The sequence below is a fragment of the Corynebacterium sp. genome, from assembly GCF_030532325.1.
Lineage (GTDB): Bacteria > Actinomycetota > Actinomycetes > Mycobacteriales > Mycobacteriaceae > Corynebacterium.
The window spans coordinates 35,486-60,440 of record NZ_JAUNLS010000015.1 but is presented as its reverse complement, the minus strand read 5'-3'; the positions used below and the strand labels follow the sequence as shown (position 1 = coordinate 60,440).

Sequence of the window (24,955 nt, the reverse complement as noted above, 5' to 3'; positions counted from 1 at the left end):
AAATATGTGAGATACCTCACTTGTGTGAGCGCTGGGGCGGGTGTGATGATGCGGGGAGCAGGCTTTCACCATTGCACGCACACAGGTTAGAATGAATCTCTTTATGGTTGCCTAGTAAGAAAGCGAGTGGGGCACGTGCCAATCGGCAAAGTTAAGTGGTTTGATGCTGACAAGGGCTTCGGTTTTGTTAGTAACCCGGGCGACGAAGACGTATATGTCGGCCGCAACGTGTTGCCTGAAGGAGTAGAGGAGCTGGTCCAAGGCCAGCGCATCGAGTTCGATTTTGCAGCCGGCCGTCGCGGCCCGCAGGCGCTGCGCGTGAAGATCCTGGACACCCCGCGCCGCCGCACTCCCTCCCGCAAGCCGGAGGAGCTGGGCAGCATGGTCTCCGACGTCATGACGCTGCTGGAAACCCAGATTCAGCCGGTGCTGAGCCAGGGCCGCTACCCGGAGCGCAAGGCCGGCCGCCAGGTGGCGGAAATCCTGCGCGCCATCGCCCGAGACCTTGATAGCTAAGACAACTCAGACAGCCCAGCGTTCAGGACAGTCTCCGCGTACCGCACGCTCTGCAGCATGCGGGGTGGCTGGCGGCGCCACCGAACAAGAAAGAGAAGGAAAGACGCGGCATCGCTCAGCGATGCCGCGTCTTTGTGCGTCTTCTTGTCTGTAGCGGATGAACCGTACTACTTGGCTTCCTCTTCCTCTTTGGCCTTGGACTTGGCCAGCTCCTCCTCGCTCATCGTGGACAGGGACCACACGGTGTGCATGGGGGTCTCCTCGCCGTTGGCGTCCTGGCCAATCATGAGGGAGGAAATCTCCACCACCATCAGCCGCGGGCGCTCGCCCGTGGAGGCCTCGATCGGCTCCACGGAGCCCGGGATGTCCACGGATTGGGTCTCGTGGGCGCCGTGGGTGGTCTGGTCGTTGGCGGCTGGGTCGTCGTAGATAGACAGGATTGCCCACTCGTGGTTGGTGATATCCTCCGGCAGCTCGATGTGCAAGGTGTCATCCGGGCCGACGGTGAGGTTTGGGACCTCGCCCTCCTTGCACTCGGTGCCCGGCTCGCAGGCGATGTAGGGGCGGACCTCCAGGGAGTCCTCGCCCACCGAGGCGGTGACGGAAATGTCCTGCGGCTGCGGACCGGGCCGGCCGTTCCACCAGTTCTGGAAGAGCACCACGGAGACCACGATGACCGCCACCGCGATGATCAGCGCCAAAAACTGCAGCAGAGACCTTTTCCTTGCTTGCTTAACCGTTGCCATGACCAGAAAGCCTACTCGAAGCGCACCCGGTACAGATCCACCCACCTCTTGCCGGTGATCCAGAACTCGTCGGTGCCGGGGATGTGGGCGATGCCGTTGAGGACGTCGTCAGGCGTGCGGGGGCCGTTCTCGTTGAGGCCCGCGGCATCAATGACGCCGGTGACCTGGCCGGAGTCCGGATCGATGCGCAAGATCTCCTCGCTCATCCACACGTTGGCAAAGACGGCGCCGTCGACGCACTCGAGCTCATTGAGGTTGTCCACCGGCTGGCCCTGGCGCGTGACCGTGGTGCGCGGGGCGATCTCCTCGAAGGTCTGCGGATCGAGGTGGCGCAGCTGCGCGCTGCCGTCGGACATGACAAGCTGCGAGCCGGCGTTACACAGGCCCCAGCCCTCGCCGGGGTAGCGCACGCGGCCGGTCTCCTCGAAGGTGGCGGCGTCGCGCTGAATGGCCTCGCCGGCCTTCCACGTCAGCTGCCAAATGTGCTCGCCGGCCTGGGTGATGCCCTCGCCGAAGAACTCGGGATCCAGATCCACGCTCTGGCTGGGCGTCGTCTCCCCGGGACGCAGGCGCATGAGGCGCGACTGGCCATACTGGCCGGTGCCCACCAGCAGGTTGCCCTCGGCATCGACCTCCAGGCCCTGGGTGAAGGAATCGGGGATCATGCTGGTGTGCTCGAGGACGGTGACTGAAAGGGACTCGGGCTCGGTGGGTGACTCCTGGGCAGGGTTGGGGGCGTCCGATGCCGTGCACGCGCTCAGCCCCACGGTGGCGGCCAGCGCGAGTGCGGAAAGTGTCCTCGAAAACGTCGTCATAGACAGTATTGTGCACCGCGGCGCGGGCTGCATTGTGCATTGAGCACAGGGTATGTCCATAATGAACGGGTGACCAAGAAGAAAAAGACCACCTCGCCCTTGCTCGATTCCACCGCGGTGCGCATCGCCCGCGAGGCAGTAGAAGAGGTGGGCGAAGGGGAGGTCGGCAAGCACAGCGGGATGACCGCCGTGGGCCGCAACGTGGCCACCCACGTCTTTGAGGCCAACCTTCCCGGCTACCCCGGCTGGCAGTGGCACGCCGTGGTGGCCTGCGCTGAGGGTACGCGCTTTGTCACCGTCAACGAGGTCGCCCTCATGCCCGGTGGCCAGGCCCTCCAGGCCCCGGAATGGGTTCCCTACTCCGAGCGCCTGCGCCCCGGTGACCTGGGCCCAGGCGACCTCATGCCGCCCGCGCCTGACGATGCCCGCCTGGACAGCGGCGAGCTCTCTGCGCGCGGCCTGCAGGAGGCCAAGGAGCGCTGGCTCAAGGAGTACGGGCCCACCACGCCCATGGCGGCCAAGGCGCGCCTGCAGTGCAAGACCTGTGCTTTCTTTCTTCAGCTCATGCCTAACTTTGGCGTGTGCGCCAACGAGTACTCCGCCGACGGGCACGTGGTTCACGCCACCTACGGCTGCGGCGCGCACTCCAAGACCACGGTGCGCGATACCGATGCGCAGGCCGAGACCGTCTTCGACGACGAGAAGCCCATTTTCTAGCCGGCGGCGGCGCGCGCAGTGTGGCGTGCGCTGTGGGGCGGTGCTGTTTGCGTTTTGCAGTGTGGTGGAGGAATCTTAGCGGGTAAAAACTTCATCGACTTACCTGATAGAAGGGGCGCTCTCTCACGATGAACGCAGCTATCGACCGCTATTTCAAGATCTCTGAACGCGGTTCCACCATCGGAACCGAAATCCGGGCGGGTGTGGTCACATTCTTCGCAATGGCCTACATCATCCTGCTCAATCCTCTCATCCTGGGCACTACCGCTGACTCTGCCGGCACCACGCTGGGCATCCCGCAGGTGGCCGCTGCCACCGCCTTGGTGGCCGGCGTGATGACCATCGCCTTCGGCGCCATCGCGCGCTACCCCTTCGCCATGGCGGCCGGCCTGGGCATGAACACCTTCGTCGCCGTCACGATGGTCTCCGTCAAGGGCCTGGAGTGGCGCGACGCCATGGGCCTGGTGGTGGTCGAGGGCATCATCATCGTGCTGCTGGCCGTCTCCGGCTTCCGCCAGGCGGTTTTCGACGCCATCCCGGCGTCCATGAAGGCGGCGATGGGCGTGGGCATCGGCATGTTCATCGCGCTCATCGGCTTCGTGGACGGCCACTTTGTCACCCGCGTTCCCGACGCCGCGAACACCACCGTGCCGGTCTCCCTGGGAGTGAACGGCTCCATCGCCTCCTGGCCCGCGCTGGTCTTTGTCATCGGCCTCATCCTCTGCGCCTTCGTGGTCATCCGCCAGATCCGCGGCGGGCTCTTCCTGGCCATCGTGGTGACCACGATCATCGCCATCATCATTCAGGCGCTCACCGATTCCGAGGGCTGGGGCATGGCCACCCCGGAGCTTCCCAACTCCCTGGGCGGCCTGCCGGATCTCTCCATCGTGGGCCAGGTCAACCCGGTGGGCGCCTTTGCCAACCTCGGCGTGGTGGCCACGGTGCTGCTCATCTTCACGCTGCTGCTCACCAACTTCTTCGACGCCATGGGCACCATGAACGGCCTGGGCAAGCAGGCTGGCCTGGTGGACAAGGACGGCAACCTGCCGGACATGAAGACCGCCCTCGTAGTCGAGGGCGTGGGCGCCGTGGCCGGCGGCGTGGGCTCGGTCTCCTCCAACACCGTCTACGCGGACTCCGCCGCGGGCATTGGCGACGGCGCCAAGACCGGCCTGGCCAACATCACCACCGGCGTCATCTTCCTGCTGGCGATGTTCCTCACTCCGCTCTACGAGATCGTGCCCATCGAGGCCGCCGCGCCGGTGCTGGTCATCGTCGGCGTCATGATGGCAGCGCAGCTGCGCGATATCGAGTGGACCAAGCTGGAGGTGGCCATCCCGGCCTTCCTCACCATCGTGGTCATGCCCTTCACCTACTCCATCGCCAACGGCATTGGCGTGGGCTTCATCTCCTACGCCCTGCTCTCCGCCTTCGCCGGCAAGGCCAAGCAGGTGCACTGGATCATGTGGCTGGTGGCCGCGCTCTTCGTGGTCTACTTCGGCATGGAGCCCATCAGCGCGATGCTGGGATAGGGCGCTGCCACCGCTACAGTGTGTAGCATGCGCTACGTCCTAGATTCTCCCGACGACCCTCGCCTCGACGATATCCGCGACCTCAAGCACGCGGATAAATCGGGCGAGGGTTTCGTCTTTGCCGAAGGCCCCCTGTGCGTGGAGCGCCTGTTGGCCTCCCGCTACCCGGTGCGCTGCATCGTCGGTTTTGTCGGCAAGCTGAATTCCTTCCTGGCCGAGCACGAGGTGGGCGATATCCCCGTCTACGAGGTCACCCGCGAGACCCTGGGCAAGGTCACCGGCTTCGACATGCACCGCGGGCTGGTGGCCGCCGCCGACCGCGCCGCGGCGTGGACGGTCGAGGAGGTCCTCGAGGGGGCAAGCACCCTGGTGGTCATGGAGGGCGTGGGGGATCACGAGAACATCGGGTCCATCTTCCGCAACGCCGCGGGCATGGACGTCGACGGCGTGCTGCTCGGCTCCGGGGCGGCGGATCCGCTCTACCGGCGCTCGGTGCGCGTGTCCATGGGTCACGTGCTCAGGCTGCCCTGGGCGCGGTTCGAGGGCGGCTTTACCACCTGGCAGCGCGGTCTGGAGGCGCTGCGCGAGCAGGGCTTCCGCCTGGTCTCGCTCACCCCGAATCCGGAGGCCGTGCACATTGCCGACGCCCTCGCCGGCGCCGAGAAGGTAGCCCTGCTGGTGGGCGCGGAGGGCCCGGGGCTCACGGAGCACGCCATGAAGGCCACCGACGTCCGCGCGCGCATCCCCATGGCGCCGGGCACCGACTCGCTCAACGTGGCCACTTCTGCGGCCATCGCCTTCTACGAGCGCCAGCGCTCCCGCAGGGACTTGGTGGATTCCACCACCGACTTCGAGGTCTCCGCCACGTAGTGGGCGATGAGCCCGCCGAGCCTGCGCGCGGTGCGCAGGATCTCCTCCCCGGTGGACTCGGGCTCTTGATCGTAGTTTTCGTAGTCGTCGTAATCGTTGAGCCCCAGCTTGGACACCGAGGTCCCGGCCAGCTCCGAGATGCTGCGCGTGGAGGCAGGGGAGGCATCCACCTTGGGCTCGGGGCGCCCGTCGGTGGCGTAGCCGACGACGTCGAGGTCCGGGCCCTCCGCGCTGACGTCGACGCCCAGCCAGTAGGCCTGGGCCGCCTCGGTGATCCCGCGTGGCTCGAAGGGCAGGGAGATCCCGCCGATGGGCTCGTCCATCTCGCCTGCCCAGAAGGGGGCCTCGAAGGGCTCGGGCAGGCCCTGATCCTCGAGGAGGTTGAAGCGGGTGCCGCACAGGCTGCGGCGCAGCGCGCCCTCGGTCCAGTGCGCGAAGCCGGCGTAGCCGGAGTCCTCGTCGATGCTGAAGGCATAAAGCTCGGTGGCGGGCACGGCGTTGAGCAGGGCGGGTGAAAGCTGGGAGAGAACCAGCTGGGTGTCATCCACTACGGTCTGCACCACCGTGACTCCCGGGTAGCCGCCGATGTAGTACTCGCTTTCCCCGGTGGGCGCGGAGCGGTTGAGGGGGAACTGGCCGATAAGCGTCACCGGCAGGCTGGGGTTGAGCTGGGCGAGGAACTTTCGCCCGAAGCCACGGTCCGCCTTCGGCTCGGCGCGCAGGACGGCGGCGGGATCGTCAGCGGTGACGTACCAGAGGGTGAGGATAGAGCGCTTGGTGTCCACGATGGCGTCGCCCTCTTAGTCGCGCGGGCGCTTGGTGTTGGCGCGCACGCCCAGGAGCACATCCTCCCAGTGCGGGGTGACGGCGCGGCGGCGGCGCTTGGCGGGCTTGGGCTCGGGGTTCTGCAGGAAGTCCTCGCCCGCCTCGCGAGCCTCAGTGCCCGTCGTGCTGTGCTCCGAGCCGACAGAGCCCTCGGCGCGGCCCTCGGCGCGGGCGGAACCTGACGCGGAGTCACCGGAGGCACCCGCGTCCTCCTCTGCGGTGGCACTGGGCTGAGTGGAGCCCTGGGAGTCCAAGGGAACGTCGCCAAGCTGCGCATCGTCCCCAGACTCCGCTGCGGTCTCCGCACCGGCGCGGGAGGGCAGGACGGTGGGAGCGGTGTAATCCGTGATGTCGGTGACGCCGGTGGGAAGGTTGGAGTGCTCGCCGGCGATGGCCTTGTCATAGCGCTCGCCGCGTCCCACGGAGGTCAGGGAGCGCACCGGCTGGACAAAGTCCGGGTCGGTGAGATCGGCGGCCACGGAATTGCGGGCCTCCACCGTGGCGGGCGAGGACATGGACTGCTTGAAGGTCCACTCGGCCTCGTTCTCCGAGAGTCCCGCGCGCCAGGTCACGCGCACAATCCAGGGCTCGCCTTGGTGGCGGTAGGCATCCCACGTGGACTCCGACAGCGAGTGGCCGCGTGCGGCAAAGGCGGTGGCCAGGATCTCCCACAGGGTGAGCTTGGCGGGGCCGTCTTCGCGCACCGGGTGTGCCTGCTTGGCCATATCAGCCACGTTGGCGCGCTCTAGGAGCACGGGGTGGGCAAAGGGCTCGATGCGGGACTCGGGAACCTCGAGCTCCTCGGCGATCTCCGCGGCGGTGGCGCCCGCGCGGATGCGGCTCTGGATCTCGCTGGGGTGCAGGCGAATGGCGGTGCGCTCCTCCTGCTGGGCCTTGCCGTGCAGGGAAGGGCGCGCCATGGGGTGCGACAGGGTTCTCGAGGCTGCCTCGGCGGAACCCGGACCCTCACTCGGCGCGGAGAAGGACGAGGAGGACTCAGACTCAGACTCAGTCCCGGATGTGGAGGTGCTCTCTGTGGTTTCGGTGGCCTCGGCCGGGCGCAGGATGGTGCGCAGCTCCTCGGTCACGGCAAGGAAGAATTCCTCCCCGTCCTCGGTGGTGAGGACGAGGGAAGTATCGGTTGAGTCGCTTGTTGCGAGGAAAAGCTCGCGCATTAGGCGCTCCTTTGCCTATCGACGGGAACGGATTTGTGATTCATTCAACTATAACGTGAAATGCGTTCTTATCAGCCAAGGCAGCGGGGCATGTTGGGGCATCAGCTCGCGGGCTGTGGGGTGGCGGACTCTGCGGCGGAGACCATGGAGATGGGGGAGGGGTTGCCGCGGATGGTGGTGAGCGTGAAGTTGGCCATGCGCGGCAGGTAGCGGTCATCGGAGGCCTCCACCGGGGTGCCGTCCAGGCTGAAGGCGCGGCGGCGCACGCGCAGCAGCGGGGTACCCTCCGCCACGCCGAGGAGTGCGGCGTCCTCCTTATTGGCGGGGATGGCGTCGATGGTGCGGGTGGCGTAGGCGATGTCCACCTCGCAGCGCAGTAGCTCCTGGTAGATGGAGCCGGAATCGGTATCGAAGGTCAGGATGTGCTTGCCCACGCTCAGCGGGTAGTTGAGGCGCTCGACCATCGCCGGCTCGCCGTCCATGAGTCGCAGGCGGTAGACGGAGACCACGTGATCCTCCTCGTCAATCTCCAGGTGGGCGGCCAGCTCGGCACCGGCGGCGCAGCGGGTGACCCATTGGGTGCGCTGGCCCGGCTCGATGCCGGAGTTCTTGCACCACTGGGAAAAGGAGATGACGCCGTCGAAGGATTGGGTGGGCACGGTGTCTAGAACTCTGGTGCGCCGGCCTTGCCCGGAGGAGACAAGTCCCTCGTTGCGTAGGGTGGCGATGGCCTGGCGGATGGTACCGCGGGCGCAGTGGAATTCCTCGCACAACGTGGCCTCGGAGGGGATGGCGGCGCCGGGTGGCAACGTGCCGTTGCGGATCTGCTGGCGCAGCTGCGCTGCGATGACCTGGTGTTGTTGCTTGCGTGCCACGGCGTGCTACCTTTCCGCTGGGGTGCTGGGCGTGCTCTGCGCGCGGTGCCGAGCGCGGGGCGGGGGTGTTCTGCGTTTCTTCTCTGTAGAAGCATAGTAATGCACAAGTGCGGGTGACTTTGTTTAAAAGAAGATGAACAATCGGCTGACTTGTCTAGTCAGGCATGGACAAGTTGGTGGACACGTGTGACTCTAGTGGGCGTGAAAACAGATTTGCTTGTTGTGGGCGGCGGCATCCTTGGCCTGGCCACCGCCTTCGAAGCGCACGAGAAAGGCCTCAGCGTCCGAGTGGTTGACCGCGCCCAGCGCCCGGTTGGCTCATCCATCCAAAACTTCGGCCACGCCTGCTTTACCGGGCAGGCCGATTCCATCTGGGATACCGTCCTGGCCTCCCGCGCGGGCTGGCTGCGCGCCGCCGAGAAAGCGGGCCTGTGGGTGCGCCCCGTAGGCACCTACATTCCCGCCGTGAGCGAGGTCGAGATGCAGGTACTGCGCGAGTTTGCTGAGCATCGCGGCACAGATCAGGTGCGCCTGCTGCAGCCTGCCGAGGCGGCAGAAGCGCTGGGCAACCCGGATCTGGACTGCGCGGGTGGCGCGCACCTGCCGCTCGATGCCCGTGTCAATCCGCGCGAGGCCGCCCCGCAGCTGGCCGCGTGGTTGGCGCAGCAGGGTGTGACCTTCAATTGGGGTCACGAGGTCAAGGCCGTGGCCGATGGCGTGGTGGAGACCAACCGCGGTGACTTCCAGGCCGAGCATGTCGTGGTGTGCCCGAACTACTGGCTTACTCAGCTCTTTCCGGAGCTGGCCGACGAGCACGGGGTGCGCGTGTGCACGCTGGCCATGGCGCTTATCGAGCGCCCGAGCCGCGTGCCCGCCGAGGTGGCCATGCTCACCGGAACCTCGCTGGCGCGCTACGACGGCTTCGCCGCCATGCCCGGCGTGGACTCCCTGCGCGCTGAGCTTCAGGAGCGCGAGTCGCAGCTCGTGGACTGCGTGGCCAACCTCATGGCCACCGGCATCGAGGGCGGACTCTTCCTGGGGGATAGCCACGCCTATGACTACTCCCCGGAGCCCTTCGTGGATCAGGACATCGCCGAGCTGCTCATCGCCCGCGGTAGCGCCTACTTTGGCATCGAGAAGCCCCGCGTGCTGCAGCGCTGGCAGGGCCGCTATGCCGACTCCCGCTCCACCAATCTGGTGCTCGAGCGCCCCGACGAGCGCACCACGGTTGCCGTGGTGACCTCGGGTATTGGCATGACCATGTCCTTCGGCGTGGCCGATCTGATCCTCAACGGGGGCACCTCCGCGGGCTGGTCCAGTTAACGCCAGGTTACTTGTCCATTAATTCTTCCCACTCGAATAGACAAGTCCGGAATCGCACCGGACAATAACTGTGTCACTGACAGTGCCGCTGACTATGTCATTCAGACTCACGGGCGTCAACGCCCTCTCACACCTCAGGAGAACCCACATGCTGTCCCGCATCCGCACCGCTTCTAGCACCTCTTCCCGTACCCGCCTCACGGCTTCCGCCCTCCTGGCCACCGCCCTGGTGTCCGTCCCGCTGCTTAGCGCCTGTGGCTCCAGCTCCGACGAGGAGGCGGGCGATACCCTCACCTTCGCCGCCGTGCCGGCCGAGTCCTCCCAGTCCCTGCAGTCTGACTACGAAAACATTGCCAAGCTCATCGAGCAGGAGGCCGGTGTCAAGGTCGAGTTCCAGAACGCCTCCGACTACGCCGCGGTCATCGAGGGCCAGCGCGCCGGCAAGATCGACGTGGCCTCCTACGGGCCCTTCTCCTATGTCATTGCCAAGGATTCCGGCGTGCCTATCGAGGCCATCGCTTCCCCGACCAACGACAAGGAGAAGGCGCCGGCCTACACCTCCCTGGCCTACGTAACCAAGGACTCCGACATTGCCTCGCTGGCTGACGCCAAGGGTAAGAACGTCTGCTTCGTTGACCCGGGCTCTACCTCCGGCTACCTCATCCCCACCAAGGGCCTCATGGACGAGGGCATGGATCCAGAAAAGGACGTTACCCCGGTCATGGCCGGCGGCCACGATGCCTCCCTGCTCACCCTCAAGGACGGCGGCTGTGACATCGCCTTCGCCCACGACGCCATGCTCAAGACCCTGGAGAAGTCCGGCCAGATTGAGGCAGGCACCCTGAAGTCCGTGTGGGAGTCCGACCCCATCACCGAGGACCCCATCGCCATCAACACCTCCACCGTGGATGAGGAGACCGCCGAGAAGATCTCCACCGCCATCCGCGAGAAGGCCAACAAGCCGGCCCTGGTGGAGGCCGGAATCTGCACCTCCGAGGAGGAGTGCACCCTGCCAGAGGAGATTGAGTGGGGCTACCTGCCGGTCAAGGACTCCGACTTCGACGCCATCCGCGAGACCTGCAAGGTCACCAACGCCGAGGCCTGCAAGGCTGTTTCCTAGGCCCCAGCGCTCACACCTACGCCCGAGGAACACTCGAGAACAGAGAGAAACACACCATGATCACACCGGAACTGCAGAAAGAAATTGACGCCCAGTACGCGGTGCAAATCCAAGACGTCACCAAGGACTTCGGCGGTGGCGTGCTGGGCCTGGATAATGTCAAGCTTGGCTTCCGCACCGGCGAAATCACGGTCCTGTTGGGCCTGTCCGGCTCCGGCAAGTCCACCCTTCTCCGCCACATCAACGGCCTGCACACCCCCACCCAGGGCAACGTCCGGGTGCTGGGGGAGGATGTCGCCGCGCTGAGCAAGAAGGAGCTGCGCCACCTGCGCCGCGATATCGGAGTCATCTTCCAATCCTTCAACCTGGTGGGGCCGATGTCCGTGCTGGAGAACGTCTGCACCGGCGCGCTCGGCTCGCTGCGCGGCCCGCGCATCTCCCTGATGATGTACCCCAAGTCAGTGAAGATGGAGGCCCTGGAGGTTCTCGAGCACGTCGGGCTGGCGGAGCGCGCCCACCAGCGCGCGGATACGCTCTCCGGCGGGCAGCAGCAGCGCGTGGCCATCGCGCGCGCACTCATGCAGCACCCCAAGATTCTGCTCGCCGACGAACCCGTCGCCGCCCTCGACCCCGTTTCCTCCCACGCCGTCATTGAGCTGTTGCAGCAGATCTGCCGCGAGGACAATCTCACGGTGATCTCCTCGCTGCACCAGGTGCAGCTGGCCATCGACTTCGCGGACCGCATCGTGGGCCTGCAGGCGGGCAAGGTGCGCTTCGATCGCGACACCGCAAACCTCACCGCGGAATCCGCGGCGCAGATCTACCAGTCGGTTTCCTCCGCCGAGCAAACCGGGGACACAACTGGGGGCCAGGCCACGCGCTCTGTTGCGGCCGGATTGACGGAGGCTTAAATGACCACCACCTTCCGTACTCGCTCCCAGGGCGGCTCCGGCTCCCTGGGAACCGCACAGGTGGGCCCGCGCAACATCCAGGGCACGGCGGCGGCACTCGTGCTCATCGCCCTGACGGTGTGCGGAGCCTGGTCCGTGCAGTCCATCGGCATCAGCGTGGAGACCCTGGTGGAGTCCGGGGACAACGCCGCAGCCTTCATCGCCCGCATGTTTCCGCTGGAGTTCCCGCCCTTCGCGGAGCTGGCCGGCCTGGTCATCGAGACCCTGGCCATCGTCTTCCTCGCCACGCTGCTTTCCGTTATTCTCTCGCTGCCGCTGGCGCTGTGGGCGGCCAAGCCCACCTCCCCGAATCGGGGCGCCCACATGACCTCGCGCGCGCTCATCGTCCTCGCCCGCGCGGTACCGGACTTGGTGCTGGCGATCATCTTCATGCGCATGTTCGGCCTGGGCGCTATTGGCGGCATCCTGGCCATGGGCCTGCACTCGGTGGGCATGGTGGCCAAGCTCTACTCGGATGCCATCGAGGAGCTTGATGATCGCCCCCGCGAATCCATCGAGTCCGCCGGCGCCACGCGTGGCCAACAGATCCTCACCGCCGTGCCGCAAGCGCTCATGCCGCAAATCATCGCCACCGCGCTGCACCGCTTCGACATCAACCTGCGCACCTCGGTGCTGCTGGGCTACGTCGGCGTGGGCGGCATCGGCATGGCCATCTCAGACAGCCTGCGCGTGATGAACTACCAGAAAGGCATGGCCCTGGCCTTCGTGGTGCTGGCGTTGTGCATCGTGGTCGAGCTCATCTCTGGCGTGCTGCGTGCCGTGCTGCTGCGCAAGTCCGGCCAAAAGGCGCGCACCTCCATCTGGGTGGACAAGCTCTTCCAGACGGAAACCGAGCAGCAGGTGGGCATCAACCCGCCGTGGACCATGGAGCGCGTGCGCCGCTTCGCCGCACTTGCGCTACTTATCATCCTGACCTGGGCGGCCTTCGCCCGCGTGGATCTCTCCTGGGCTGCCTTTGTGGAGGGCCTGCGCGATCTCCCGGAGACTGCCGCGCTCTTCCTGCCGCCTTCCGACGGCGGCATCGGCGCCGACATCCTCGTCCTCCTGCTCGACACCCTGCGCATCGCCTTCGCCGCGACCTTCCTGGGCGCCATCCTGGCGCTGCCGATTGGCATCCTCGCTGCCCGCAACGTGGTGGCCAACAAGGCGGTGCACACCACCTTCCGCGTGCTCATCGTCATCATCCGCGGTATCCCGGAGCTCATCCTGGCCATCGTCTTCGTCATCATATCCGGCCTCGGTGCGGTGGCCGGCACGCTGGCCCTGGCACTCGGCGCGGTGGGCCTGCTCTCCAAGCTGGTGGCGGACTCGCTGGAGGAGACCAACGTGGACATCCAAGAAGCAGTGCGCACCACGGGTGCCACCGAGCCGCAGATCTTCTTCGCAGCCACCGTGCGCCAGGCGGCCCCGGCGTTTGTGGCGCACACGCTCTACCTCCTCGACACCAACATTCGCTCCGCCACCCTGCTGGGCGTGGTGGGCGCAGGCGGCATCGGCTTCCAGCTGCTCAACGCCTCGCGCGTGAACCAGTTCGATGTGGTGACCTACATCCTCATCCTCATGGTGCTGGTGGTGCTGGCCTTCGAGGCGCTGTCCATGTGGCTGCGCAAGGCCGTGCGCTAGCAGGAGCTCACACACAGTGAAAGAAAACAGAAACACAAGAAACAAGAAAGGAGACACATCCCGTGTCTATTGCATTGGCCATCTTCGACATGGCAGGAACCACCGTCAACGAGCGCGACGAGGTCTACCGCGTCCTGCGCGAGGCCGCGGAGCGCGAGGGCGCCCAGTTCAGCGACGAGACCTTCCAGAAGTACATGGGCACCGAGAAGCGCTGGGCCATCGGCAAGCTGCTCAGCGAGGGCGGCATCGAGCCCACTCCGGAGATCCACGAGAAGGCCTGGCAGTGGTTCCGCGAGGAGCTCGACTCCACCTACCGTCAGAACCCGCCGCAGCCCATCGACGGCGTCGAGGAGGCCTTCGCCGCCCTGCGCGCCGCCGGCATCAAGGTGGGGCTGACCACGGGCTTCTCCCGCGAGATCGTGGACCTCATTCTGGGGGCGATGGGATGGGACGACTCCGTTATTGACTTCTCCGCGGCCGGCGACGAAGTCGAGGCCGGACGCCCCGAGCCCTTCCTCATCCAGCGCGTCATGGAGCAGGCTGGGGTGACGGACCCCGCCCAGGTGCTCAGCTGCGGTGACACCGAGGCCGACGTGGTCTCCGCGCAGCGCGCGCAGGTCACGAGCGTGGGCGTGCTCACCGGACACCTCAGCCGCGAGAAGTTCGGCGAGCTGGGCGCCGATCACGTGCTGGATTCTGCCGCCGAGATCACCGGGCTGCCCGAGCTGGCCGAGTGCCTGCAGGACTAGGGCTGGGGCGGGAAGCATGAGCCAAAACGCAACGCAGATCCGCGCCCAGGTGTGGACCGGGGGCCTGAACTTCGAGCAGCGCGAGATCGCCGCCCCGCAGCTCGCCTCCGGCGAGAGCCTCATCCGTCTGCGGGCGGCCACCATGTGCGGCTCGGATTTCCACACCGTCCTGGGCCGGCGCCAGCAGCCCTGCCCCTCCATCCTGGGCCATGAGGGCGTAGGCATGGTGGAGGAAACCCGCAATCCCGCCCTGCGCGTGGGCCAGCGGGTGACCTTCTCCGTCACCGCGCCCTGTGGCCGGTGCCGCCGTTGCCGGACGGGCATGACGGCCAAGTGCCTCAGCGTGCTCAAGACTGGCCACGAGGCCTTCGACTCCATCTGGCCGCTCTCCGGCACCTACGCCACGCACGTGGTGCTGCGGGAGAACCAGCCGGTGATTGCGGTGCCTGATGAGCTTGGCGATGCCCCCGCGTCCATCGCCTCCTGTGCCGGCGCGACCGTCGCCGCGGCGTCGGAAGCCGCCGGTGGCATAGAGAACCTGCAGGGCGCGCGCGTGCTCGTGGTGGGCGTGGGCATGCTGGGGCTGGTGGCCGTGGACGAGGCCATTCGCGCCGGGGCGCAGGTGGTGGCCATGGAGCCCAACGCCGAGCGCCGCGAGCTCGCCACCGCACTGGGCGCCACGGCGGTGCCGGGGGAGGAGTCCCTGGAACAGGAGAGCTTCGACGTCTGCCTGGAGCTCTCCGGCACCCAGGCCGGGGTGGGGACCTGCATGCAGCGACTGGATATCGGTGCGCGCGCGGTACTGGTGGGCTCGGTGGCAACCTCGCCCGCGGTTGACCTGGACCCAGAGTGGATCGTGCGCGGCTGGCGCACTGTGACCGGCGTGCACAACTACGAGCCGCGCCACCTCGAGCGCTAGGTGCGCAGCCTGGGCAGCTCGCGGATCCCCTGGGATCAGATAACCGCAGGCCCCATCGCCTTGGCCGAGGTACCTGCGGTCTTTTACCGCGCTGCGCAGGCGGGGCCTAGGAGCCCGCGCGAGCTGCGCACGCTGATCCAGTTCTAGGAGGCGCTGTCAAGCGTTGGAGCCTTTCGAGGCAGTGCTAGCGCTGATCTAGCACGTAGTCGATGGCGCCGGTGAGCTTGTCGACGTCACCAGTCTCAATAGCCGGGAACATGCCCACGCGCAGCTGGTTGCGGCCCAGCTTGCGGTAGGGCTCGACGTCGAGAATGCCGTTGGCGCGCAGGGTCGTGGCCAGCGCGGCGGCGTCGACAGACTCGTCGAAGTCGATGGTGCCCACCACGAGGGAACGCGAGGCCGGATCGGCCACGAAGGGGGTGGCCTCCGGGCGGGACTCGGCCCAGGAGTAGAGGACGTCGGAGTTGGCGCGGGTGCGCTCCACCATGCCATCGAGGCCGCCGTTGGCATTCATCCACTGCACCTGGTTATCCAGCATGAGCAGTGTGGCCACCGCAGGGGTGTTGTAGGTCTGGTTCTTGCGGGAGTTATCCACGGCGGTCTGCAGGTTGAGGAAGGCCGGGATGAAGCGCTCGGAGGCGTTGATGCGCTCGATGCGCTCCAGGGCCGCCGGGGACATGGCCGCCAGCCACAGGCCGCCGTCGGAAGCAAAGCATTTCTGCGGGGAGAAGTAGTAGACGTCCGCGTTGGCCATCTCCACCGGCAGGCCGCCGGCGCCGGAGGTGGCGTCCACCACGACAAGTTGCTCGCGGTTGTCCGGGTTGGGGCGTACCACCGGCACCATGGCGCCGGTGGAGGTCTCGTTGTGGGCCCAGGCCACGACGTCCGCGGAGCCGAAGTCCGCCTCGAGCGGGTTGGGGGAGGTGCCCACGGGGGCCTCGGTCACCAGGGGAGCCTCCAGCCACGGGGCCTGAGAACTTGCCTTGGCAAACTTCGAAGAGAACTCGCCGAAGCTCAGGTGCGCGGACTGGCGCTCGATGAGCCCGAAGGTGGCAGAATCCCAAAAAGCGGTGGCGCCGCCGAGGGAGAGAACGATCTCGTAGCCCTCCGGCAGGGAGAAGAACTCGCTGAGCCCCTCGCGGATGGACCCCACCACATTCTTGACGGCGGGCTGGCGGTGGGAGGTGCCCATCACGCTCGTGGCGGCGGCGGAGATTGCCTCAATTTGGGCGGGGCGGACCTTAGAGGGGCCGCAACCGAAGCGGCCGTCGGATGGGAGAAATTCTGCTGGTAAGACGATTTCCGAGTTGCTCATGCGGGGTAGTGTAGCCCAAATTCGGTTGCCCGTTAGATATTTGGAAAAATTCTCAATGTTGGCAGTATCACAAGTTTTGATAAAGTGTGAAGAGATTAGTTTAATCGTGCCGGCTTTGTGCCGGCTCCATGCGTTGAGAAAGGACGAACAGTGGCTTCTCCAGAAAACAAGGTAGTTCTCCAGTACCCCGGCGGGGAGTACGAGATGGACATCAAGCAGTCCACGGAGGGCGACTCCGGTTTCGACATTGGCAAGCTTCGCAATGAGACTGGCCTTGTGACCTTCGACCCGGGCTACGCAGCCACCGGTTCCACCGAGTCCAAGATCACCTTCATTAACGGTGAAGAGGGCATCCTGCGCCACCGCGGCTACGACATCGCGGATCTCGCCGAGAACGCAACCTTCAACGAGGTGTCCTATCTCCTCATCAAGGGCAAGCTGCCCAACCAGGCAGAGCTCGATGAGTTTAATATGCAGATCCGTCACCACACGCTGCTGGATGAGGACTTCAAGGCGCAGTTCTCCATCTTCCCGCGTAACGCTCACCCGATGGCCGTTCTGGCCTCCTCGGTGAACATTCTCTCCTCCTACTACCAGGACCAGCTCAACCCGCTCGATGAGGAGCAGCTGGACAAGGCAACCGTCCGCCTGCTGGCCAAGGTGCCGATGCTAGCCGCTTACGCTTACCGCGCCTCCCAGGGCAAGCCCTACATGTACCCGGATAACCGCCTCAACGCGCGCGAGAACTTCCTGCGCATGATGTTCGGTTACCCGACCGAGGAGTACGAGGTCGACCCGGTCGTGGCCAAGGCGCTGGACAAGCTGCTCATCCTGCACGCTGACCACGAGCAGAACTGCTCCACCTCTACCGTGCGCATGATCGGCTCCGCGCAGGCCAACATGTTCGTCGCCATCGCCGGCGGCATCAACGCCCTGTCTGGCCCGCTGCACGGCGGCGCTAACCAGGCCGTTCTGGAGATGCTCGATGACATCCAGAAGAACAACGGCGGTGACGCCACCGACTTCATGAACCGCGTGAAGAACAAGGAAAAGGGCGTTCGCCTCATGGGCTTCGGCCACCGCGTGTACAAGAACTACGATCCACGCGCGGCCATCGTCAAGGAGACCGCCTACGAGATCATCGACCACCTCGGTGGCGACCCGATGCTGGACCTGGCTCTGGATCTGGAGAAGATCGCCCTCGAGGACGAGTACTTCGTCTCCCGCAAGCTGTACCCGAACGTCGACTTCTACACCGGCCTCATCTACCGCGCCATGGGCTTCCCGACGGACTTCTTCACCGTCCTCTTCGCCATCGGCCGCCTGCCGGGCTGGATTGCTCAGTACCGCGAGCAGCTCGAGTTCAACACCAAGATCAACCGCCCGCGTCAGATCTACACCGGTGAGACCCTGCGCAAGGTCACCCCGCGTGAGGAGCGCTAAAGGCGCCGCTTGAACAGCGTAAATAGGGCCGAACCCCACGGCACCCCTTATACTGGTGCCGATGTGGTTCGGCCTTTCTTGCGTGAACCATTCACTAATAGTCTTTCCCAAGGAGGATAATCCCGATGGATAAGCCCGTTATCGAGCCCGCAACTGAGCCGGCCCCCGTTGACCTCGTCGTCGAGGACATTGTGGTGGGCGATGGCGCAGAGGCCCAGCCTGGCGGCTTCGTGGAAGTCCACTACGTCGGTGTCGACTACGAGACCAACCAGGAGTTTGACTCTTCGTGGGGTCGCGGGCAGTCCATCGAGTTCCCGCTGACCGGCCTCATCGCCGGCTGGCAGGAAGGCATCCCGGGCATGAAGGTCGGTGGCCGCCGCAAGCTCATCATCCCGCCGGAGAAGGCCTACGGCCCGGCCGGTGGTGCGCACCCGCTGGCAGGCCGCACCCTGACCTTCGTTATCGATCTGCTGCGCGCGTAACGCGCCGCCGAGGGGGTAACCCCCTCTCCCGCAGTTTTCTCCCCACAGGAAGCGCAGTCTAGGGCACAATGGAGAGCATGAGTGTCCCAGAAACCACGTTCAATGATGACCGCGACATGCCCCTGCTGGGGCTTGGTACCTACAAGCTGAAGGGGGATGACTGCATTCGCGTGGTGCGCGAGGCCATCGAGATTGGCTACCGCCACTTCGACACCGCAACGCTCTACGGCAACGAGGAAGCATTGGGCCAGGCGCTCAATGACGCCATGAAGGCTGGTGACGTCTCCCGTGACGAGCTCTTCGTGACCAGCAAGGTCTGGCACGATCACCACGGCGCAGACAAGGTCGGCGCGGCCTTCCGCGAGTCGCTGGAGAAGCTCCAGCTGGACTACCTCGATCTCTACCTCATCCACTGGCCGTGGCCGCAGGGCGGGCTCTACGTGGAGACCTTCGAGGAAATCGCCAGGATGCAGGGTATGGGCCAGATCGCGTCCATCGGCGTGGCGAACTTCTACGAGGAGACCCTGCAGGAGCTCATCGCCAAGACGGGTATCGTCCCCGTGCTCAACCAGGTCGAGCTGCACCCCGGCTTTACCCAGCCGGAACTGCGCGAGTTCCACGCCAGCCAGGAAATCGTCACCGAGGCCTGGTCCCCGCTGGCGCGCGGCGTGGTGCTGGATAATCCGGTGATTATGGGCGTCGCCCAGCGGCACGAGGCCACCCCGGGCCAGGTGGTTCTGGCCTACCTGATGTCCAAGAACATCTCCGTGATTCCCAAGTCCAGCCACCGCGAGCGCTTGGAGGAGAACTTCGCCGCGGCTTCCCTGGAGCTGACGCCGGAGGATATTGCCGCCATTGATGGCCTGGAGGGCCAGGAGGGCTTTGGCCGCATGTTCAACGATCCGCGCGATTTCCCAGGGGAGCAGTAGAACTCCCACCTGGCTGACAGGCCGTAGTGAGCCCCGCTGCAGCGTGGTGACGCCCCCACCTGGGGTAGTTTCGCCGCCGCAGCGGGGTTATTTTGTGTTAATTCCTGTTATTGGGCCACTTCACAAGATTCACATTGCACAGTTTTAGCTTATGTGGGGGTAGTGTGCGAATCTTTAACATCCCAGCGTGCCGCGGGGAAAGGGGGTGAAACCCTAGTACTTGGCCGAATTTTCTTGGCAGCATTTACAACGTTGCACAGCTTGTTGTGTAACTTACTTGCCAAGGCGCAACATGATGCAGAACACTCTGTGAGTTTTGACAGCGTGCGTATCTGAAAAGAGTTCACAAGGAGAGCGACATGACACACGCCGAGACCTCGGTAAGCACTCGCCGCGAACCCACCGCACGCGAGTTTGTCGAGATGCGCGATAGCGAGCAGTTCCGCAAGCTACGCGGCGCGTATCGCAACTTTACATTCCCCATGACCGTGGCCTTCTTTGTCTGGTACGTGGTCTACGTCGTGGCGGCGGTTTTCGCCCCCGGCTTCATGGGTATTGAGCTGGGCGGCGGCTGGAACGTAGCGCTGGTCTTTGGGCTGGCGCAGTTCCTTACCACCTTCATCATCACCTGGGTGTACGTGAAGTACGCCAACAAGAACATCGAGCCGCAGGCCGCTGCAATCCGCAAAGAACTGGAAGGCTAAGACATGCAGACTCTCACCCTCGCGGCTGCGGCCGCCGCCGACGATTCCGCCGGCAACCCCATCCTCAATATCGCCGTCTTCGGCGCGTTCCTGGTCATCACCATGTGGGTGGTCCTGCGCGCCGGCAAGTCCACCAAGGAAGCCTCTGACTTCTACACCGGCGGTGGCTCCTTCTCCGGCCGCCAGAACGGCCTGGCTATTTCCGGCGACTACCTCTCCGCTGCCTCTTTCCTGGGCATCGTGGGCGCGGTTGCGCTCAGTGGCTACGACGGCTTCCTGTACTCCGTGGGCTTCTTCGTGGCCTGGCTGGTAGCGCTCATGCTGGTGGCGGAGCCGATGCGCAATGTCGGCCGCTTCACCATGGCGGACGTGTTGTCCTTCCGCCTCAAGCAGCGCCCGGTGCGCGTGGCTGCGGCGATCTCCACGCTGTTTGTGTCCCTGTTCTACCTCATCGCCCAGATGGCCGGTGCCGGCTCCTTGGTGGCCGTGCTGCTCAACATCCACGACTTCAAGTGGCAGGCCGTGGTGGTGGGCATCGTCGGCGTGCTCATGATCGTCTACGTCCTAGTCGGCGGCATGAAGGGCACCACCTACGTGCAGATGATCAAAGCTGTCCTTCTGGTCACCGGCGTGGTCATCATGTGCATTCTGACCTTCGTCCTGGTCAAGGGCGGGTTCAGCACCCTGTTCCAGAACGCCGTGGACATGCACGCCAACTCTGCCTACATCACGGAGAAGGGCTACGAGGCCAACCAGATTATGGAGCCGGGCCTGAAATACGGCAAGAATCTGACCACCAAGCTGGACTTCATCTCCCTGGGCATTTCCCTGGTGCTGGGCGTGGGCGGCCTGCCGCACGTGCTCATGCGCTTCTACACCGTGCCTACCGCTACCGAGGCCCGCCGCTCCGTGACCTGGGCCATCGTCATCATCGGTGCCTTCTACCTCATGACCCTTATCCTGGGCTATGGCGCTGCTGCACTGGTGGGCCCGGACCGCATCCTTGCCGCTCCGGGTGGCGCGAACTCCGCGGCACCGCTGCTCGCCCTCGAGCTGGGCGGCTCCATCTTCATGGCGGTTATCTCCGCAGTGGCCTTTGCTACCGTGCTGGCCGTGGTGGCCGGCCTGGCTATTACCGCCTCTGCCTCCATCGCGCACGACATTTACCACTCCGTCATCCGCAAAGGTCAGTCCACCGAGGCCGAGCAGGTGCGCGTCTCCCAGATCACCGTGGTCATCTTGGGTATTGTTGCCATCGTCCTTGGCATCCTGGCGATGACCCAGAACGTGGCCTTCCTGGTCTCCCTGGCCTTCGCCGTGGCGGCCTCCGCCAACCTGCCGACCATCCTGTACTCCCTGTACTGGCGCCGTTTCAACACCGCTGGTGCCGTGGCCTCGATGTACACCGGTGTCATCTCCTGCCTGGTGCTGATTTTCCTCTCCCCGGCAGTCTCCGGAACCGAGACCTCGATGTTCCCCAACGCAGACTGGGCCATCTTCCCGCTGTCCTCGCCGGGCCTGGTCACCATCCCGCTGTCCTTCTTCGTGGGCTGGCTGGTCTCCATCATGACTCCGCCGGATAACCTCGACGAGCTGGCCGCCGAGATGGAGGTCCGTTCCCTGACTGGCGTGGGCGTGGAGGCTCCGGTCGCTCACTAAAAAGCTTCCTCCCGGCAGGGGAGCGGAGCTAGAACTTGGGTTATAACTCAGCGCACGCTGGTGAGTAATATCTATCCCGTGTTCGCCCAAGATTCACCCCGGAAGGCGGTGCCGATGAGGATCGGCGCCGCTTTTCTTTCGTCGTCCCTGGCCCTCGGGGCGTTAAGCGCCTGCGCCACCGATGGGAAAGAGGCGTTGCCGGGCGCGGTATCCGCCACCAGCGCCGCCAGCGCGACCAACACTATTAACGCTGTGCGGGGCGGGCTCGCCGAGGATTCGGGCGTGGAGGATTCCGTGGGGCAGATCCTCAAGGCTAAGAAGGGCCAGGCCATGACCTACTACCGGCTCCATGACGGCATGCACCTGGGCACGGTCAGCGAGCACGACGCCGGCTATGCGCTCAGCCTTATCAAGCTCTACATCGCCACTTACGTCATCGAGCACGGCAGCTTCGAAGATAAATATGATGCCCTCGACATGATTGCCAGCTCCTCCGACGTCACCGCGGAAAAGCTCTTTGAGAAGTACCCGAGCTCCATCGACGCCATCGCCCGCGAGTACGGGCTGGAGGCCACGAAGGCGGGCAAGACCTGGGGGAAGTCCAAGACCTCGACCTATGACGTGGTGAGCTTCGTGGTCAAGCTCCGGCAGAAGGATGAGACCCACCCGGTGCTGGTGGCCATGGCGCACCCCGACGCCATCTCCGCGGACGGCTACGCGCAGGACTACGGCACGGCGAAGCTTGACGACGTCGTGGGGAGCAAATGGGGCTGGTCCGACGGCAAGGACCGGCACTCCTCGGTCTCCTTTGGCAAGGACTTCGTGGTGGCCGCCTCCATCGAGGGTAGCGCCGATGAGCTCAGCGCCTACGTGAAGAAGGAGATCACGGAGAAGAACCTGCGCCGCGGCACCGTTCGGCATGAGAAGGCGCTGCGCGGCGAGCCGCTGGAGACGTCTCGGCCTGCAGCGCCTACCTCGAGTGCACCATCCGCGAGGAAGGGCTAGCGGATGAGCCCGCGGACCTCGTTAAGCAGGTCCACCGCGGCCTTGACCTGGTCATTGGAGACGGAGGAGCCGCCGACGCTGATGCCGTTGGCGTCGACCTGCGGCAGCGGCACGCCCGGGAAGGCCTGCTGCACCTGGGAGCTCAGACCGCTGAGATCCGGAATGGCGGGGTTGCCCGGCCTGGGCGCCGGTGCGCTCGGGGCGGGGGTGCGCCCGGGCATCCACTGGCCCCAGTCGCGGGCGTAGACGTTGTTGATATCGCAGGTTACGCCACCCACGTTGGCCTGGCGGCCGCCCACCTGGTGGATGGTCGTGCGCGGGTGGATGCGCCCGCCGGAGCCCCAGTCGTGCATCCAGAAGAAGGAGCCGATGCCATCCTGGGTGCACCAGTCGATGACGTTGTAGTTGCCGTACACACCGGTCTGGTAGCCGGCGGCCGAGAGTGCGCGGGAGAAAGCCTGCAGGTAGGAGCGGATCTGGTTGGTGTACTGCGCGCGGGTGGGGTTGTCATCGATGGCGATGTAGATGGGGCGGTTGGTCGGACCGCCCGCAGCCTTGTGGATGGCGATGGCCTGCGGGGCGTGCACGGCCGCACCGGCCGCACCGTTGAGCCAGTCCGCGGTGTTGGCGCGGCCGAACTGATAGATGGAGGCGGTGGCTAGGCCGAGGGCCGCGTTGGCGCGGGTCTCGTTGAGGGTCACAGGCTTGCCGGTCATCCAGGATTCCGCGCCGGGGCGGCGCTGGGAGACGTAACGGATAGCGCCCATGTGGCCGGCGGCCTTGATGGACTGGGCGGAAGGGACACCGGCGGAGAAGTCGATGATGGTACCGAGCACCGGGCCAAGCGCGAAGGCGGACGGGGCCTGGGAGGCAACGGTGCCGGCGGCGACGGCGATGACGCTGGCCTTGAGCAGGCCGCGGCGGCTGAGGGTGGGGGACACGAGTGGGCTCCTCTGTTCGTGCGGATGCGGGGCCTGGCCTCAACGCCTTAACCCCAACAGTCACATTAATTAATATTTGTACCGTACCAGTGAATGCGAAGGATATCGACAGGTGAGCGCCGGTGACTTCGCTAAACTCAAGTCATTGTGCGCAGAAACATAGTGAGGAGCCGGCATGCAGGAATTTAACCTTCACTCTCGCTTCGACACTGAGTCCACGGTGTGCAGGCTCAACGCGCAGCTCCACCCGGCGGAGGACCTCACCAGGTACATCTGCGCGGTACTGGAGAACTCCATCGAGAACTATGAGTGGCTGCTCGGCGGGCGCCGCGAGGGGGATACCTACACCCTGGACCACCTCTTTCCGGTGGAGCTCTACCTCTCCCACCTCGATCCGCGCGCCGCGCACGATCAGGCCTTCATCGAGTCGCTGCCGGCCGTCTACCCCTTGGTCTTCGAGTTCCGCAGCGGCTACATGTGCATGTCCAAGCCGCTGGCGCCGCAGTACGGCCTGCTCTACTCGGAGTTTGTGGATGACTTCTGCTGCTGGTTGGTCGAGCACGAGGATAAACTGATCTGGGACCACGGTTACGCCGAGTGCGGGGGAGTAGGCGGCATCCGGCCGCTGGTCTACTCCCTGCTTGAGCCCGACGAGCCCATCATCGGCTTCTACCGCGTGGACGTTAACTTGAAGGAAAAAGCCTGGGCGTTTATCACCCCGCAGGGGCTTATCCTCACCTTCGACGACGGCGCCGTGGTCACCGTGGATAAGGCGGACTTCCGCAATCCGCAGATTCCGCTGGGCATGATGGCCTTCAGCGCCCTCAAGCTGCGGATGATCGAGCCGCACACCGGCGAGCAGCTCAAGTTCTCATTGAGCCCCGAGGACATGGACGAGCTCGAGCCGATGCGCAATGATTGCCACGCCATGCTCAACTCCCCCGAGATGGGTCGGCCCATGCGCATGCGCGACGCCAACGCCCTGCCGCAGATGCGTTTCCTGAAGGAGGAAGATAATCCCATCGGGCCGCATTCCGCCCGCAAGCGTGAGGCCTACTTTGGCCAGCAGGCACCCGCTGTGGAGGGCAACCCCTTCGGGGCACCGCTGCGCAACCCCTTCGCTGGGCCCGAGGTGCCGCGCCCGCAGGATAATCCTTTTGCTTAGCGCGCGGCCTGTTCGGCGTTCTCGTTGATGAAGCTGACGGTGGTGGGCAGCTCTACCGTGCGGGAGACGGTGCAGTCCTTCTCTTGAGAGATGCGGATGAGCCGGTCCACCATGGACTGGGCCTGCCGGCCCTCGGCGGTGGCGGGGAAGGAGACGTTGAAGCTCACGGAGACGTCGCTAAGCCTTGAAGCGCCCTCCTCATCCACCCGCGTGCCTTCGACGTGCACGTCGAAGGTCTCGGGCTCGCTGCGCCGCGAGGTGACCACGTCGATGTCCACGGAGGAGCAGCCGGCCACGGCCGCGAGCAGCAGCTCAACCGGGGTGAGCAGGCCCTCGCCGCGGCCGAAGTCGAGCGTGGCGCCCTGCGCGTTGGTGGCGCGGTAGTGGGTGGGGGCGATGCGCGTGACGTCGACACCGTAGGTGCTGGGGGATGCAGAAGATTCAGTCATACTCGGCGATTCTAACCAACGCATTTGTCCGCAGCTGTTCATCCAGACGTAAGTTTGCGGAAACCCAGCCCGCGTAGCCTTCCCGTT

At 65.2% G+C, this 24,955-nt stretch carries 25 protein-coding genes; 17 read left to right on the top strand and 8 right to left on the bottom strand.

What is annotated here, in order from left to right; all coding sequences use genetic code 11:
- Window positions 1-135: 135 nt before the first annotated feature.
- On the top strand, window positions 136-516 hold the full coding sequence (locus Q4E25_RS08825; protein WP_303156414.1) for a cold-shock protein: 381 nt from the start codon (window positions 136-138) through the stop codon (window positions 514-516).
- A gap of 167 nt (window positions 517-683) precedes the next feature.
- Here Q4E25_RS08825 and Q4E25_RS08820 read toward each other — a convergent pair whose 3' ends face one another.
- Both Q4E25_RS08820 and Q4E25_RS08815 read right to left on the bottom strand, forming a co-directional pair.
- On the bottom strand, window positions 684-1,262 hold the full coding sequence (locus tag Q4E25_RS08820) for a DUF2771 domain-containing protein (RefSeq protein ID WP_303156413.1): 579 nt from the start codon (window positions 1,260-1,262) through the stop codon (window positions 684-686).
- 11 nt (window positions 1,263-1,273) lie between these two features.
- Window positions 1,274-2,077, bottom strand: coding sequence for a glutaminyl-peptide cyclotransferase (locus tag Q4E25_RS08815; RefSeq protein ID WP_303156412.1), 804 nt, complete (start codon window positions 2,075-2,077; stop codon window positions 1,274-1,276).
- Between the two features lie 69 nt (window positions 2,078-2,146).
- Here Q4E25_RS08815 and Q4E25_RS08810 point away from each other — a divergent pair, with 69 nt between their 5' ends.
- The 3 genes from Q4E25_RS08810 to Q4E25_RS08800 all read left to right on the top strand — a co-directional run bounded on the left by Q4E25_RS08810 (window position 2,147) and on the right by Q4E25_RS08800 (window position 5,196).
- A complete protein-coding gene (locus tag Q4E25_RS08810) occupies window positions 2,147-2,794 on the top strand; it encodes a DUF3027 domain-containing protein (protein ID WP_303156411.1) in 648 nt (215 codons plus the stop codon).
- Between the two features lie 128 nt (window positions 2,795-2,922).
- Window positions 2,923-4,326, top strand: a complete 1,404-nt coding sequence (locus Q4E25_RS08805; protein ID WP_303156410.1) for an NCS2 family permease — start codon at window positions 2,923-2,925, stop codon at window positions 4,324-4,326.
- A 27-nt stretch (window positions 4,327-4,353) separates the two neighbouring features.
- Complete coding sequence (locus Q4E25_RS08800; RefSeq protein ID WP_303156409.1) at window positions 4,354-5,196, top strand: RNA methyltransferase; 843 nt, start codon at window positions 4,354-4,356, stop codon at window positions 5,194-5,196.
- Here Q4E25_RS08800 and Q4E25_RS08795 read toward each other — a convergent pair.
- The 3 genes from Q4E25_RS08795 to Q4E25_RS08785 form a co-directional block, all read right to left on the bottom strand.
- On the bottom strand, window positions 5,127-5,981 hold the full coding sequence (locus tag Q4E25_RS08795) for a hypothetical protein (protein WP_303156408.1): 855 nt from the start codon (window positions 5,979-5,981) through the stop codon (window positions 5,127-5,129). The genes Q4E25_RS08800 and Q4E25_RS08795 overlap by 70 nt on opposite strands.
- A 15-nt stretch (window positions 5,982-5,996) precedes the next feature.
- Window positions 5,997-7,196 (bottom strand): septation protein SepH, encoded by a 1,200-nt coding sequence (gene sepH / locus Q4E25_RS08790; RefSeq protein WP_303156407.1) that lies wholly within the window; start codon window positions 7,194-7,196, stop codon window positions 5,997-5,999.
- Window positions 7,197-7,297: 101 nt separating this feature from the next.
- Window positions 7,298-8,071, bottom strand: a complete 774-nt coding sequence (locus tag Q4E25_RS08785) for a GntR family transcriptional regulator (protein WP_303156406.1) — start codon at window positions 8,069-8,071, stop codon at window positions 7,298-7,300.
- 201 nt (window positions 8,072-8,272) lie between these two features.
- Here Q4E25_RS08785 and Q4E25_RS08780 point away from each other — a divergent pair, with 201 nt between their 5' ends.
- From Q4E25_RS08780 to Q4E25_RS08755, 6 genes are all read left to right on the top strand, one after another.
- Window positions 8,273-9,394: a TIGR03364 family FAD-dependent oxidoreductase gene (locus Q4E25_RS08780; RefSeq protein WP_303156405.1), complete on the top strand. Its 1,122-nt coding sequence runs from the start codon at window positions 8,273-8,275 to the stop codon at window positions 9,392-9,394.
- Between the two features lie 148 nt (window positions 9,395-9,542).
- The gene (locus Q4E25_RS08775; protein ID WP_303156404.1) at window positions 9,543-10,514 is read left to right on the top strand and encodes a phosphate/phosphite/phosphonate ABC transporter substrate-binding protein; all 972 of its coding nucleotides are present in this window, start codon (window positions 9,543-9,545) and stop codon (window positions 10,512-10,514) included.
- 56 nt (window positions 10,515-10,570) lie between these two features.
- A complete protein-coding gene (gene phnC / locus Q4E25_RS08770; protein WP_303156403.1) occupies window positions 10,571-11,425 on the top strand; it encodes a phosphonate ABC transporter ATP-binding protein in 855 nt (284 codons plus the stop codon).
- On the top strand, window positions 11,426-13,108 hold the full coding sequence (gene phnE / locus Q4E25_RS08765) for a phosphonate ABC transporter, permease protein PhnE (protein WP_303156402.1): 1,683 nt from the start codon (window positions 11,426-11,428) through the stop codon (window positions 13,106-13,108).
- 62 nt (window positions 13,109-13,170) lie between these two features.
- Window positions 13,171-13,857 (top strand): HAD-IA family hydrolase, encoded by a 687-nt coding sequence (locus tag Q4E25_RS08760; RefSeq protein ID WP_303156401.1) that lies wholly within the window; start codon window positions 13,171-13,173, stop codon window positions 13,855-13,857.
- 16 nt (window positions 13,858-13,873) lie between these two features.
- The gene (locus Q4E25_RS08755) at window positions 13,874-14,776 is read left to right on the top strand and encodes an alcohol dehydrogenase catalytic domain-containing protein (protein WP_368502621.1); all 903 of its coding nucleotides are present in this window, start codon (window positions 13,874-13,876) and stop codon (window positions 14,774-14,776) included.
- 184 nt (window positions 14,777-14,960) lie between these two features.
- Here the strand turns inward: Q4E25_RS08755 and serC are convergent, their stop codons facing one another.
- Complete coding sequence (gene serC, locus Q4E25_RS08750; RefSeq protein ID WP_303156400.1) at window positions 14,961-16,091, bottom strand: phosphoserine transaminase; 1,131 nt, start codon at window positions 16,089-16,091, stop codon at window positions 14,961-14,963.
- Between the two features lie 150 nt (window positions 16,092-16,241).
- Here serC and Q4E25_RS08745 point away from each other — a divergent pair, with 150 nt between their 5' ends.
- The 6 genes from Q4E25_RS08745 to Q4E25_RS08720 all read left to right on the top strand — a co-directional run bounded on the left by Q4E25_RS08745 (window position 16,242) and on the right by Q4E25_RS08720 (window position 22,313).
- A complete protein-coding gene (locus tag Q4E25_RS08745; RefSeq protein WP_303156399.1) occupies window positions 16,242-17,534 on the top strand; it encodes a citrate synthase in 1,293 nt (430 codons plus the stop codon).
- 125 nt (window positions 17,535-17,659) lie between these two features.
- Window positions 17,660-18,016 carry an FKBP-type peptidyl-prolyl cis-trans isomerase gene (locus Q4E25_RS08740; protein WP_303156398.1) on the top strand — a complete coding sequence of 119 codons (357 nt, stop codon included), beginning with the start codon at window positions 17,660-17,662 and terminating at the stop codon, window positions 18,014-18,016.
- A 68-nt stretch (window positions 18,017-18,084) separates the two neighbouring features.
- Window positions 18,085-18,945 carry an aldo/keto reductase gene (locus Q4E25_RS08735; protein WP_303156397.1) on the top strand — a complete coding sequence of 287 codons (861 nt, stop codon included), beginning with the start codon at window positions 18,085-18,087 and terminating at the stop codon, window positions 18,943-18,945.
- Window positions 18,946-19,304: 359 nt separating this feature from the next.
- The gene (locus Q4E25_RS08730) at window positions 19,305-19,649 is read left to right on the top strand and encodes a DUF485 domain-containing protein (protein WP_303156396.1); all 345 of its coding nucleotides are present in this window, start codon (window positions 19,305-19,307) and stop codon (window positions 19,647-19,649) included.
- Between the two features lie 3 nt (window positions 19,650-19,652).
- Complete coding sequence (locus Q4E25_RS08725; protein ID WP_303156395.1) at window positions 19,653-21,308, top strand: cation acetate symporter; 1,656 nt, start codon at window positions 19,653-19,655, stop codon at window positions 21,306-21,308.
- Between the two features lie 114 nt (window positions 21,309-21,422).
- Window positions 21,423-22,313, top strand: coding sequence for a hypothetical protein (locus Q4E25_RS08720; protein WP_303156394.1), 891 nt, complete (start codon window positions 21,423-21,425; stop codon window positions 22,311-22,313).
- Here Q4E25_RS08720 and Q4E25_RS08715 read toward each other — a convergent pair.
- Window positions 22,310-23,254: a DUF1906 domain-containing protein gene (locus Q4E25_RS08715; RefSeq protein ID WP_303156393.1), complete on the bottom strand. Its 945-nt coding sequence runs from the start codon at window positions 23,252-23,254 to the stop codon at window positions 22,310-22,312. The genes Q4E25_RS08720 and Q4E25_RS08715 overlap by 4 nt on opposite strands.
- A 175-nt stretch (window positions 23,255-23,429) precedes the next feature.
- Between Q4E25_RS08715 and Q4E25_RS08710 the strand changes: the two genes are divergently transcribed.
- Entirely contained in the window at window positions 23,430-24,419 is a 990-nt protein-coding gene (locus Q4E25_RS08710; protein ID WP_303156392.1) for a hypothetical protein, read from the top strand.
- Here Q4E25_RS08710 and Q4E25_RS08705 read toward each other — a convergent pair.
- The gene (locus Q4E25_RS08705; protein WP_303156391.1) at window positions 24,416-24,868 is read right to left on the bottom strand and encodes an OsmC family protein; all 453 of its coding nucleotides are present in this window, start codon (window positions 24,866-24,868) and stop codon (window positions 24,416-24,418) included. The genes Q4E25_RS08710 and Q4E25_RS08705 overlap by 4 nt on opposite strands.
- Between the last annotated feature and the right edge of the window lie 87 nt (window positions 24,869-24,955).